Raw genomic sequence first — 11,773 nt, 5'->3', positions numbered from 1 at the left:
GAGGAGCTGCGGTCACACGCCGACGCGAAGCGTCGGCAGGCCGAGGGAGACAGCGCGGAGGCCGTCTCCGGTGCTCGGGGCAGGAACAGCGCACGAATCCGCCTGCGCCCGATCCCAGGCGTCTCCGCCGCGGGTACGGCGGATCCGCAGGGGCGCTCCGGTCGGATCGTCCGCGAGAAGGTGGAAAGGTGCGGCGTGGGTGATCGTCACCGAGACCACGTCACCAGGGCGCGGCACCGCCGAGCCTGCAGTGACCTCGAAGTGGACGAGGCGGTTGTCCTCGCCACGACCGGTGAGGCGGTGTGTCTCGGCATCCTTCTTGCCCTCGCCCGTCGAGACCAGCACCTCGACCTCGCGGCCCACCTGCTTCTGGTTCTCCTCGAGGGAGATCTGATCCTGGAGCGCCATGAGGCGGTTGTACCGCTCCTGCACGACGGCCTTGGGGACCTGGTCCTCCATCGTCGCCGCCGGCGTGCCCTCGCGGATCGAGTACTGGAAGGTGAACGCGCTCGAGAAGCGAGCCTTCTCGACGACACGCATCGTGTCCTCGAAGTCCTCGTCGGTCTCGCCGGGGAACCCGACGATGATGTCCGTGGTGATCGCGGCGTTCGGGATGCGGTCGCGCACCCGGTCGAGAATCCCGAGGAACTTCTCACTCCGGTAGGAGCGGCGCATCGCCTTGAGGATCCTGTCGCTGCCGGACTGTAGTGGCATGTGCAGCTGAGGCATGACGTTGGAGGTCTCAGCCATCGCGTCGATCACATCGTCGGTGAAGGCCGCGGGGTGTGGGCTCGTGAAGCGGATACGCTCCAGTCCGGCAATCTCGCCCGCGGCGCGGAGCAGCTTTCCGAACGCCTGTCGGTCGCCGAACTCGACTCCATAGGAATTGACGTTCTGTCCGAGCAGCGTGACCTCGATGGCGCCGTCTTCGACGAGCAAGCGGATCTCGTTCAGGATGTCGCCGGGGCGGCGATCCTTCTCCTTGCCTCGGAGGCTGGGCACGATGCAGAAGGTGCACGTGTTGTTGCACCCAACCGAGATGGAGACCCAGCCGCTGTGCGCAGAATCCCGCTTGGTCGGGAGAGTCGAGGGGAACACTTCGAGCGATTCGAGGATCTCGAGCTCGGCATCGCCGTTATGACGCGCGCGCTCGAGGAGCCCCGGAAGGGAGCCCATGTTGTGGGTGCCGAAGACGACATCGACCCAAGGGGCCTTGTCGAGCACGGCCTGCTTGTCCATCTGGGCGAGGCATCCGCCGACGGCGATCTGCATGCCGTCTTTGCGGCGTTTGACCCCTGCGAGCTGACCGAGGGTGCCGTAGAGCTTTCCCGAGGCGTTGTCTCGCACCGCGCACGTGTTGATGATCACGACATCGGCCTCGTCGCCCGCTGCGGCGCGGACGTAGCCTGCGCTCTCGAGTGACCCAGACAGCCGTTCGGAATCGTGGACGTTCATCTGGCATCCGAAGGTGCGCACCTCGTAGGAGCGGCTGCGTCCGTCGGCGTCGATTGCTGCCGACGACGAACTGATGATCGTCGGCTCACTGCGCGGGATAGTCATGGTTCCACCATTCTACGAGCGCATCCGGCCACGGTCAGCGGCGAAGCGATGTGTCGCAGAGATCGATGATCAGGCGGTCGGCCTCAGTCGGAGTCCACGAAACGCACACCGGACGTCGGCCTCCCGAACGTTGCCTCCGCGAGAGCGGACTTCGCCGCGGTCATCGCGACCGAGCCGTTGTAACCCCGGCGGGAGAGCTGACCGACAAGGCGCCGCAGCGCTGTGTCACCGTCGAGACGTGACAGCCCCCGCGCCTTGGTGCGCGCATACTCGAGCGCGCGCTCGGCGTCGTCGTCCGGCAGGTCGTCGAGCGCTGCGTCGACCACGTCACGGGGAATTCCCCGCTGCGCGAGAGCCCTGGACAGAGCGACACGGCCCTGCCCCTTTCGCTCGACGCCCGACGTGACGAGCTGACCGGCGAGCAGAGCATCATCCAGATACCCTCTTCGACAGAAATCGTCGAGGATGTCATCTACAGCACCGGAATCGAGACGGGTGCCGTCTTGCTCATACCCTTTGAGAACCATCCGTGCCTCTGAGATCGAGAGCGACCGAGAGCGCAGCTTTCTCACCAGCAGCTCCTCTGCGGCTTCTCGTACGCGTGCCGGGTCGACCCCACCCCCGACGTCACCGTCGAGGTCGCTCTGCGGGTGCAGCGCCCGCAACCGCGGCGCAGACCGTGCCGCCGCTCCGCGCGCCGGATGCCGGTCGCTCGGATCGCGAGAATCGATCGACGCTGCCGGGGTCACGGTTGTCTTCGGCCCGGCGTCACCCCACGTCGAGTTCCACGCCGCGGCGTCATCCGCTGGGGCGGGCCCATCTCCACTGGGTCGCCCAGAGGCTGTGAGCCCGGCATCCGCGGAGGCGTGCCGCTCGAAGCGACCGCCCTCCGGCGACTCGGGCGCCGTTCGCTCCGTCGCGTTCGCCGAGCCTCTGCCGGCCGGACGCTCGCGCGAGGCGTTATGGCCGAACAACGGGATGACGGGGGCGAGCTGATCCCGCCCGCCCCCGTCATCACTCATGGCCCACTCCGATCGCGGAACGACCTCGAACCGTCATGATCACGCCGGGCGACGCTCGGCGAGCTCGTCAGCGGGAGCCTCGACGGCGCCGCCGATCCCGAGCTTCTGCTTGATCTGGGTCTCGATCGCGAGTGCGATGTCCGGGTTCTTGAGCAGGAACGTGCGGGCGTTCTCCTTGCCCTGGCCGAGCTGATCGCCGTCGTAGGTGTACCAGGATCCGGACTTCTTCACGATGCCGTGCTCGACACCGAAGTCGATCAGACTGCCCTCGCGCGAGATGCCGACGCCGTACAGGATGTCGAACTCGGCCTGCTTGAAGGGCGGAGCCATCTTGTTCTTGACGACCTTGACCCTGGTGCGGTTTCCGACCGCGTCGGTGCCGTCTTTCAGCGTCTCGATGCGTCGGATGTCCATGCGGACCGACGCGTAGAACTTCAGCGCCTTTCCGCCGGCGGTCGTCTCCGGCGATCCGAAGAAGACGCCGATCTTCTCGCGCAGCTGGTTGATGAAGATCATCGTGGTGTTCGTCTGGTTGAGCCCACCGGTGAGCTTTCGCAGAGCCTGCGACATGAGTCGAGCCTGCAGACCCACGTGCGAGTCGCCCATCTCGCCCTCGATCTCTGCGCGCGGCACGAGAGCCGCCACGGAGTCGATCACGATCAGGTCGATGGCACCGGAGCGAACGAGCATGTCGGCGATCTCGAGTGCCTGCTCACCCGTGTCGGGCTGCGAGACGAGGAGGGCATCGATGTCGACACCGAGCTTGGCTGCGTAGTCGGGGTCGAGCGCGTGCTCGGCATCGATGAAGGCAGCGATACCACCGGCGCGCTGGGCATTGGCGATCGCGTGCAGTGTGAGAGTCGTCTTACCCGAGGACTCGGGCCCGTAGATCTCGACGATGCGGCCACGCGGGAGGCCACCGACGCCGAGAGCGACGTCGAGGGCGATGGAGCCGGTCGGGATGACCGCGACAGGGGCGCGTTCGTCGCTGCCCAGTCGCATGACGGAACCCTTTCCGAACTGGCGATCGATCTGGGCGAGTGCGGTCTCGAGGGACTTCTCGCGGTCAGCGGGTGATGGCATGACGGGCTCCTTATGCTCGCGTGGTGCCGCCTGTAGGCTGTCGCGGTCCTCCCGGCTGGGCGGAACTCTCCGACAAGGCGTATGGCTCTTCGGCTTGTCTTCACCGTACGAGGCACCTCGGACATTGAGTCGTCAGCACCAGGAATCAGGGAGAACAAGATCTCTGAACCACTTGTGCAGAAGACTACGCCCTTTTCGAACACATCTTCGATGACACGCCGGATCGGCGTGTCGGGAGACTGGACGCGTCGAACGCGTCAAACCCTCACTTCTTGCGGGGTTCGAGGCGCCCGGCGCCATGACGGCGCTCGAGTGGCACGTCCGTCTCTGCGCACAGCGCGAGCCAGATGTCGCGCGGCGGGAGACCGGCATCCAGAGCCTCGTCGGCGGTGCGTCCCGAAAGCTCCGTCAGGACGAGGTCGCTGACGAGAGACGAACCCCGGCCTCCGAATTCCGCGTCTACGGCGCGGAGAAACTCACTGCGACGCATGAAGAGCGGGAACCCTCGACGTTCAGTGGAGCGAGAGCTCGGGCTCGATCGAGGCGACCAGGTCGTCGGGAACGACGTCCGGGAACACCTGGATGCCCTCGAGGACGGAGATACGATCGCCGACCTCGCGCATGATGATCGAGATGGGAACGTCGAGTGCGTCCGCCACGGAAGCGAGGATCTCGCTCGATGCCTCTTTCTGGCCCCGCTCCACCTCACTGAGGTAGCCAAGCGCCACAGAGGCCTTGCTTGCGACCTGCCGGAGCGTACGCCCCTTCTGCAGGCGGAAGTCCCTCAGCACATCGCCGATTTCCTGTCGTACAAGAATCATCGGAACCTCCTCCCAGATCGTCTTCTCGAGGTCTCCCTCGAGGAGACCGCCAGTCTAGTCCTACCGACCTTCACAAAATCTACCTTCGCACGCTGTGCTTTCGGTGTGAGCACATCGATGACAACGGAACTCATCGCCCACCTATTCCCGCACGAGTCGAACGAGCAGGGCGAGCGCGGCGTCGACCGCCTGCGCACGGATCTCGGCGCGATCGCCGGGGAACACGTGAGGCTCGGTGACGGATGCGGTCGGCGTCACGACGGCGATGTGCACGGTGCCGACCGGTTGACCGTCGGGCGACTCCGGTCCGGCGATCCCCGTGGTCGCGACTCCGACGTCGGCACGACGCCCGTCGACACTCACCGCACTGCGGACCCCGTCGGCCATCTGCCGAGCGACCTCGGGGTGCACGGGACCGTGCACTGCGAGAAGGTCAGCATCGACTCCGAGCAGACTGTGCTTCACCGGCGTCGCGTAAGCGACCACCGCACCGAGAAACGACGCGGACGCCCCGGCGACGGAGACGATTTCGGCCGCGACGGCACCGCCGGTCAGCGACTCCGCCACCCCGAGGGTCCATCCGCGGGCGACCAGCTCGTCGAGAGCCTCCGACGCAGCGGTCACGACGGCTGCCGAGAACCTCGCACCTGCGCGACGATGTAGTCGATCCCGCTCGCCACCGTGAGGATCAGCACGACGATCATCAGGAACGCCGTCACGATGATCCAGGGGCCGAGTCCGATGAGCACGTGCAACGGGAGAAGCGCCCAGGAGAGCGCGACTGCCTGCACCGCCGTCTTCACCTTGCCCATCCAGGCCGCCGCGACCACATGCTCCTTCGCGACGATGAGCCGATGGACGGTGATGCCGACCTCACGGATCAGGATCACGATGACCAGCCACCAATTCAGTTCGCCCAGCACCGCAAGACCGACGAAGCCCGCGCCGGTGAGCAATTTGTCGGCGATCGGATCCCAGAGTTTGCCGAAGTCGCTGACGATGTCGTACCTGCGAGCGAGGTAGCCGTCGACCCAATCGGTCGAGATCGCGACGATGAAGAGCACCGCCGCGATCCATCTCATCACCAGGTCGTCGACACCGTACGTTCCGCCGAGGAGGAGCAGGACGAAGAAGATGACCGCGAGCGGGATGCGCGCGACGGTGATCGCGTTGGGAAGCTGCCGGGGAATCGCCATCAGTCGCGCCCCGTCAAGCCCCAGGCGTCTTCGTCGCCGTCTCCGTCGGCCTCGACGACCGGCAGCCCCTGGAACTGGGCTTCGACCGGATCGTGCGGCGTTCCCGCGGCAGTGGCCGACTGAGTGGCCGCCGCCGGCTTCGCCGGGACGTCATCGCCTCGGAGCTTCGCCATGACCTGCGGGAGCTGCTCGGCCGTGGCCAGCACATCGCGTGCCTTCGATCCCTCCGAGGGTCCGACGATCTCGCGCGACTCCAGCAGATCCATCAGTCGACCGGCCTTCGCGAAGCCGACGCGCAGCTTGCGCTGCAGCATCGAGGTCGACCCGAACTGCGACGACACGATCAGCTCGGCGGCAGCGAGGAGGAGCTCGAGGTCGTCTCCGATGTCCTCGTCGACCTCCTTCTTCTTGGCCGGCTCCATCGCTTCCTGCACGTCAGCACGGTAGTCGGGGCGCGCCTGACGGGTCACATGCTTGACGACCGCGTCGATCTCCTTCTCGTCGACCCACGCCCCCTGCAGACGGAACGGCTTCGATGAGCCCATCGGCGAGAAAAGGGCGTCACCCTGACCGATCAGCTTGTCGGCGCCGGGGCTGTCGAGGATCACGCGGCTGTCGGTGACGCTGGTCACCGCGAAAGCGAGCCGTGACGGCACGTTGGCCTTGATGAGACCGGTGACGACGTCGACGCTCGGTCGTTGAGTGGCGAGGACGAGATGGATGCCGGACGCACGAGCCAGCTGCGTGATGCGCACGATCGAATCCTCGACGTCGCGCGGGGCAACCATCATGAGGTCGGCGAGCTCGTCGACGACCACGAGGAGGTACGGGTAGGGCTTGAGCACACGCTCGCTCCCCACCGGCAGCTCGACCTCGCCAGCGCGCACCGCGCGGTTGAAGTCGTCGATGTGACGGAAGCCGAACGACGCGAGGTCGTCGTACCGCATGTCCATCTCCTTCACGACCCATTGCAGCGCCTCGGCCGCCTTCTTCGGGTTCGTGATGATGGGTGTGATCAGGTGCGGAACGCCGGCGTAGCTCGTGAGCTCGACGCGCTTCGGGTCGATGAGGACCATCCGGACGTCCGTCGGGCGTGCCCGCATGAGAAGGCTCGTGATCATCGAGTTCACGAAGCTCGACTTACCGGATCCGGTGGAACCGGCGACGAGCAGGTGGGGCATCTTCGCGAGGTTCGCGATGACGATGTTGCCGCCGACGTCTTTGCCCACGCCGATCGTCATCGGATGGGTGCTCTTGTGCGCAGCCGGAGACCGCAGCACGTCGCCGAGCGCGACCATCTCTTTGTCAGCATTGGGGATCTCGATGCCGATGGCGCTCTTGCCGGGGATCGGCGAGAGGATGCGCACGTCGTTGGACGCGACGGCATAGGCGAAGTTGTTGCTCAGCTGGAGGATCTTCTCGACCTTGACCCCGTGCCCGACCTCGACCTCGTACTGCGTGACTGTCGGACCGCGAGAGAAGCCGGTCACCTTCGCGTCGACCTTGAACTGCGTCAGCACACTCGTGATCTGCTCGATCACCTTGTCCGTGGCCTCGGAGCGGGCAACCGGAGGTGGTCCTTCGACCAGCAACCCAGGCGAGGGCAGGATGTACGGAGCCACAGGCGCCTGAGGGCCCCGCTCCCCCGGTCCGTCGGTTCCGAAGCCGTCGAGTCCTGGCAGCTCGGGAACCTCGCCGGTGTCGGACTCGTCGTCGAGGAGAGCGGTCGTCTGCTGCCCCGCCAGCGACTCCGTCACCGACCGGACGTCGGAGAGCACCTCGGTCGCGGCGTCGTACGGGTCTTCGACGACGACGGCCTGGTCGTAGGCCGGAGTCGGCTCGGAGGTCGTGAGCAGAGCGGTGATGTCGTCGGAGCCGAGAGTCCCCTCGTCGGGGTCCTCTTCACGGCCGGTCTTGTTGCGCCGCCACCAGGGCAGGACATCAGGATCGTCGACCTTGTCGGCCTCGTCGATCGCGGCGGCATCCTTCGTCGGCTTCTCGGTGCGCTCGGCATCGAACATCCACGCGTACAGGTCGCCCAGTCGCTGGCCGATACGGTTCGGCGGCGTCTTGGTGAGGATCAGCACGCTGAGCCCCGCGAGGAGGGCGAGCACGATGTAGGCGCCCACGGGGGTGAGGTACGAGAGGGGCTCCCCGATCAACCAGCCGAATAGGCCACCGGCATCTCTCAGCGCGGTGATCTGCGGCTGCGGCTGCGGCTGTCCGCCCGCGACGTGACAGAAGCCGGACAGCGTGATCAATAGCAGGCCGACCCCGAAGCCGATCCGTCCGTTGTCGTGCACCGATGCGGGATGTCTGAACAACCACCCTGCGAGAACGATGAGCAACAGCGGAAGGACGAATGCAACGCGTCCTACGAGCATTCCCGCCGAGTAGGCGCTGATGTTGGCAGCGACCTCGTTGCCAATGAAGAACCATTCGTTGACCGCGCCTGCGATCGCGAGCAACACGAGCAGGAACGGGAAGCCGTCGCGCCGATCGTCCTTCTCGAGGGTCTCGGGACCGAACGCGCGGAAGAGTCCGCCGACGCCGTGGGCGAGACCCGCCCACGCGCGCACAGCGACGGGAGGCTTATCGAGTTCGTCGATGTACTTCTTCGGCGCAGCCTGAGCCTTTGGAGCGGCCTGCCTCTTCGGGCGAGGCGTGGCGCTCTCGGACGCGCGCGCTGACTTCGTGGTACTCCTGGCCATGCTCTCACGTTACGACCAGAGGCCGACATTCCCCGTAATGACGCGGCATTCCGAAGTCTTCGCCCGGGTCCGAGGGCGGCGCTCAGGACATCCGATGAACCATCGTGTCGCGGACTTCTCCGATGTCCGTGACCACGAACCCCTCCGACCGATAGAGCGTCCGCGCGAAGTTGTCGCGTTCGACGCTCAGGCTGAGGCGCGGATGCCCCTGCTCTCGTGCGTGCGTCACGAGCCGGCGGAGCAGCAGACGTCCGACACCGTGGGCGCGCCAGATGGGCTGCACGCCGATGATGAGCTCCGGCACCGCCGTTCCGACGAATCCGAACCCCGGGTCGTCCTGCGACAGCATCCGATACCAGGCGGCCCCGATCGGTCTGTCATCGGAATCGACCGCGACGAAGCCCGCATCCGCGGGGCGCATCCACCCGGCCACGTATCGTCGATGCTCGGTCGCGGTGAGGATCTCGTGACGAGCCCGCGCTCCGCCCGAACGCCAGTTCGCAGCCTCCACGACCATGTCGCCGAGGAAGCTCCCGTCAGCCTGGGCGGCGGGCCTGATCGAGAAGGCGTCGGACATGTCCAGAGCCTACGGTGCGCGCGTTACAGCCGGGTGTCGTCCGACTGTGAACGCGCGACCGCTGCGCTCAGGCCTCGATGACGAGGGGGACGATCATCGGGCGACGGCGGAGCTTCTGGTTGACCCAGCGTCCGATCGTCCGGCGGATGACCTGCGACAGCGCATGCGTGTCGCGGACGCCGTTGCCGGAGGCCTCCTTGAGCGCCGCGATGATCTTCGGAGTCACGTCGTCGAACACCGAGTCGTCCTCCGCGATGCCACGTGCGTGGATCTCCGGGCCGGAGATGATCCGCCCGGTCTGGGCATCCACGACGACGATGACCGAGACGAACCCTTCTTCGGCGAGGATGCGGCGGTCCTTGAGATCGGCGTCGGTGATGGCACCGACGGTGGAGCCGTCGACGTAGACGAAGCCGAGGTCGAGCTGCCCGACCACCCGGGCATCGCCGTCCTTCAGGTCGATCACCGTGCCGTTCGATGCGATGATCGTGCGCTCGGCCTCGACCCCCGTGTCCTGGGCCAGCTTCGCGTTGGCGATCAGGTGGCGGTACTCGCCGTGCACGGGGAGGACGTTCTTCGGCTTGAGGATGTTGTAGCAGTAGATCAGCTCGCCGGCTGCGGCGTGCCCCGAGACGTGGACCTTGGCATTGGCCTTGTGCACCACGTTCGCGCCGAGCTTCGTGAGGCCGTCGATCACGCGGTACACGGCGTTCTCGTTTCCGGGGATCAGGCTCGACGCCAGGATGACGGTGTCGCCCGGGCCGGGTTCGATCGCGTGATCGAGGTTGGCCATGCGGCTGAGCACGGCCATCGGCTCACCCTGCGAGCCCGTGGACATGTAGACGATCTTGTCGTCGGGAAGATCCCGCGCCTTCTTGTAGTCGATCAGCAGGCCGCTCGGCACCTTGAGGTAGCCGAGGTCCTCGGCGATCGTCATGTTGCGCAGCATGCTCCGCCCGAGCAGCGCGACACGGCGTCCGTGAGCGTGGGCCGCGTCGAGGACCTGCTGCACTCGGTGCACGTGACTGGAGAAGCTCGCGACGATCACACGGCGCGGAGCCTTGCCGATCACCTGGTCGAGCACGGGTCCGATCGAGCGCTCGGTCGGCGTGAAGCCGGGAACATCCGCGTTCGTGGAGTCGACGAGGAACAGGTCGACCCCCTCCTCGCCGAGGCGCGCGAAGGCTCGGAGGTCGGTGATACGACCGTCGAGCGGCAGCTGGTCCATCTTGAAGTCGCCGGTCGCGAGAACGAGCCCGGCGGGCGTGCGGATCGCGACGGCCAGGGCATCCGGGATCGAGTGGTTGACCGCGACGAACTCGAGATCGAAGGGGCCCACCTGCTCGCGCTGTCCTTCCTTCACGGTGAGGGTGAAGGCCTTGATGCGGTGCTCCTTGAGCTTCGCCTCGACGAGTGCGAGCGTGAGCCCCGACCCGATCACGGGAATGTCGCTCTTCAGACGAAGCAGGTACGGAACCGCGCCGATGTGGTCTTCGTGACCGTGCGTGAGCACGACGCCGACGATGTCGTCGAGACGTCCCTTGATCGGCTCGAAGTCGGGCAGGATCAGATCGACACCCGGCTGGTGCTCCTCAGGGAAGAGCACGCCGCAATCGACGATCAGGATCTTGCCGTCGAACTCGAAGATCGTCATGTTGCGGCCGATCTCGCCGAGGCCGCCGAGCGGAGTGACCCGCAGCGTTCCTTCGTCGAGTGCTGCGGGTTCTGCGAGCGGGATGGACATGCTGTCTCCTCAGTCGGACACTCGACGCGTCCGTTCGTTCGTTGTGGCGCGGCTCACCGCGCCCGGTGTCAGCGAGTGGTGCCGTGCACCTTCGGCAGGGCGCCGCCCGCGGCCGCGTTGCGGTCGGGGCGGAAGTTGGAGAAGTCGGCGCCGGGGACGTCCTTCACGAGATCGAGCTCGTCCTCGATGAGGGCGGCCTCCCACTCTTCAGGACCGACGAGCGGCAGACGGACGCGCGGGCTCGAGATTCGGCCGAGTCCATGCAGGATGTACTTCGCCGCGACGGTGCCGGGCACATGCGTCATGACGGCCCGCACCAGCGGCTCGAGACGCTTGTGCTCCGCGGTCGCCGTGGTGAGGTCGCCGCGATTCACGGCGTCGATGATCGTGCGGTACGGGGTCGCGGCGATGTTCGCGGTCACGCCGATCAGACCGGTCGCGCCGATGGCCAGGTGTGGAAGCACGTTCGCGTCGTCGCCCGAGAAGTACATCAGGTCGGTCTGGTTGAGCACGCGGCTCACCTCGGAGAAGTCGCCCTTGGCGTCCTTCACGGCGAGGATGTTCGGGTGCTTCGCGAGTCGCAGGATCGTCTCGTACTTGATGGGCACGCCCGTCCGTCCCGGGATGTCATAGAGGATCACCGGGAGGTCGGTGGCGTCGGCCACCAGACGGAAGTGGGTCAGGATGCCGGCCTGCGTGGGCTTGTTGTAGTACGGCGTGACGATCATGATGCCGTCGGCGCCGGCCTTCTCGCTGGCCTTGTACAGCTCGATCGCGTGCGCGGTCTCGTTGGATCCGCCACCCGTGATGATCTTCGCGCGGCCGGCGGAGACCGACTTTCCGATCTCGACGAGCTTGAGCTTCTCGGGGTCCGTCAGGGTCGAGGTCTCGCCGGTCGTTCCCGTCACGACGATTCCGTCAGCACCGGCGGTGATGACATCATCGATGTGCTTCTCGACGGCGGGCCAATCGACTTCGCCGTCGGCCGTCATGGGAGTGACGAGCGCGACGAGAACCTGTCCGAAAGGGTTGCCCGAGTGCGTCATGCCCCCAGCGTAT

General features: G+C 66.3%; 11 protein-coding genes. All 11 read right to left on the bottom strand.

Features of this window, described 5'->3' with window-relative positions:
- Positions 1-12: 12 nt before the first annotated feature.
- Positions 13-1,560: a tRNA (N6-isopentenyl adenosine(37)-C2)-methylthiotransferase MiaB gene (gene miaB / locus RQG77_RS03065; RefSeq protein ID WP_311243373.1), complete on the bottom strand. Its 1,548-nt coding sequence runs from the start codon at positions 1,558-1,560 to the stop codon at positions 13-15.
- Positions 1,561-1,643: 83 nt separating this feature from the next.
- The gene (locus RQG77_RS03060; protein ID WP_311243372.1) at positions 1,644-2,582 is read right to left on the bottom strand and encodes a regulatory protein RecX; all 939 of its coding nucleotides are present in this window, start codon (positions 2,580-2,582) and stop codon (positions 1,644-1,646) included.
- 39 nt (positions 2,583-2,621) lie between these two features.
- Entirely contained in the window at positions 2,622-3,665 is a 1,044-nt protein-coding gene (recA, locus tag RQG77_RS03055; RefSeq protein ID WP_056509487.1) for a recombinase RecA, read from the bottom strand.
- A gap of 265 nt (positions 3,666-3,930) precedes the next feature.
- Positions 3,931-4,155: a DUF3046 domain-containing protein gene (locus RQG77_RS03050; RefSeq protein WP_311243371.1), complete on the bottom strand. Its 225-nt coding sequence runs from the start codon at positions 4,153-4,155 to the stop codon at positions 3,931-3,933.
- A gap of 22 nt (positions 4,156-4,177) precedes the next feature.
- Positions 4,178-4,486, bottom strand: coding sequence for a helix-turn-helix domain-containing protein (locus tag RQG77_RS03045; RefSeq protein WP_056509484.1), 309 nt, complete (start codon positions 4,484-4,486; stop codon positions 4,178-4,180).
- Between the two features lie 141 nt (positions 4,487-4,627).
- Positions 4,628-5,110 carry a CinA family protein gene (locus RQG77_RS03040; RefSeq protein ID WP_311243370.1) on the bottom strand — a complete coding sequence of 161 codons (483 nt, stop codon included), beginning with the start codon at positions 5,108-5,110 and terminating at the stop codon, positions 4,628-4,630.
- On the bottom strand, positions 5,107-5,682 hold the full coding sequence (gene pgsA / locus RQG77_RS03035; protein ID WP_311243369.1) for a CDP-diacylglycerol--glycerol-3-phosphate 3-phosphatidyltransferase: 576 nt from the start codon (positions 5,680-5,682) through the stop codon (positions 5,107-5,109). The genes RQG77_RS03040 and pgsA overlap by 4 nt, the downstream gene beginning before the upstream one ends.
- On the bottom strand, positions 5,682-8,393 hold the full coding sequence (locus RQG77_RS03030) for a DNA translocase FtsK (RefSeq protein WP_311243368.1): 2,712 nt from the start codon (positions 8,391-8,393) through the stop codon (positions 5,682-5,684). The genes pgsA and RQG77_RS03030 overlap by 1 nt, the downstream gene beginning before the upstream one ends.
- Positions 8,394-8,475: 82 nt before the next feature.
- Positions 8,476-8,970: a GNAT family N-acetyltransferase gene (locus RQG77_RS03025; RefSeq protein WP_311243367.1), complete on the bottom strand. Its 495-nt coding sequence runs from the start codon at positions 8,968-8,970 to the stop codon at positions 8,476-8,478.
- A gap of 67 nt (positions 8,971-9,037) precedes the next feature.
- The gene (locus RQG77_RS03020; RefSeq protein ID WP_056308111.1) at positions 9,038-10,714 is read right to left on the bottom strand and encodes a ribonuclease J; all 1,677 of its coding nucleotides are present in this window, start codon (positions 10,712-10,714) and stop codon (positions 9,038-9,040) included.
- A gap of 68 nt (positions 10,715-10,782) precedes the next feature.
- Positions 10,783-11,760: a 4-hydroxy-tetrahydrodipicolinate synthase gene (dapA, locus tag RQG77_RS03015; protein ID WP_056308113.1), complete on the bottom strand. Its 978-nt coding sequence runs from the start codon at positions 11,758-11,760 to the stop codon at positions 10,783-10,785.
- Positions 11,761-11,773 lie beyond the last annotated feature (13 nt).

The sequence above is a fragment of the Microbacterium sp. WCS2018Hpa-23 genome (genome assembly GCF_031843845.1).
Taxonomy (GTDB): Bacteria; Actinomycetota; Actinomycetes; order Actinomycetales; family Microbacteriaceae; genus Microbacterium.
The sequence above is the reverse complement of the archived record's forward strand: the minus strand, read 5'-3'. Positions and strand labels throughout refer to the sequence as shown.

What these genes read in the sequence shown, in the direction of transcription:
- miaB (WP_311243373.1), bottom strand. Translation starts at nt 1,560, where the DNA reads ATGACTATCCCGCGCAGTGAGCCGACGATCATCAGTTCGTCGTCGGCA.
- RQG77_RS03060 (WP_311243372.1), bottom strand. Translation starts at nt 2,582, where the DNA reads ATGAGTGATGACGGGGGCGGGCGGGATCAGCTCGCCCCCGTCATCCCG.
- recA (WP_056509487.1), bottom strand. Translation starts at nt 3,665, where the DNA reads ATGCCATCACCCGCTGACCGCGAGAAGTCCCTCGAGACCGCACTCGCC.
- RQG77_RS03050 (WP_311243371.1), bottom strand. Translation starts at nt 4,155, where the DNA reads ATGCGTCGCAGTGAGTTTCTCCGCGCCGTAGACGCGGAATTCGGAGGC.
- RQG77_RS03045 (WP_056509484.1), bottom strand. Translation starts at nt 4,486, where the DNA reads ATGATTCTTGTACGACAGGAAATCGGCGATGTGCTGAGGGACTTCCGC.
- pgsA (WP_311243369.1), bottom strand. Translation starts at nt 5,682, where the DNA reads ATGGCGATTCCCCGGCAGCTTCCCAACGCGATCACCGTCGCGCGCATC.
- RQG77_RS03030 (WP_311243368.1), bottom strand. Translation starts at nt 8,393, where the DNA reads ATGGCCAGGAGTACCACGAAGTCAGCGCGCGCGTCCGAGAGCGCCACG.
- RQG77_RS03025 (WP_311243367.1), bottom strand. Translation starts at nt 8,970, where the DNA reads ATGTCCGACGCCTTCTCGATCAGGCCCGCCGCCCAGGCTGACGGGAGC.
- RQG77_RS03020 (WP_056308111.1), bottom strand. Translation starts at nt 10,714, where the DNA reads ATGTCCATCCCGCTCGCAGAACCCGCAGCACTCGACGAAGGAACGCTG.
- dapA (WP_056308113.1), bottom strand. Translation starts at nt 11,760, where the DNA reads ATGACGCACTCGGGCAACCCTTTCGGACAGGTTCTCGTCGCGCTCGTC.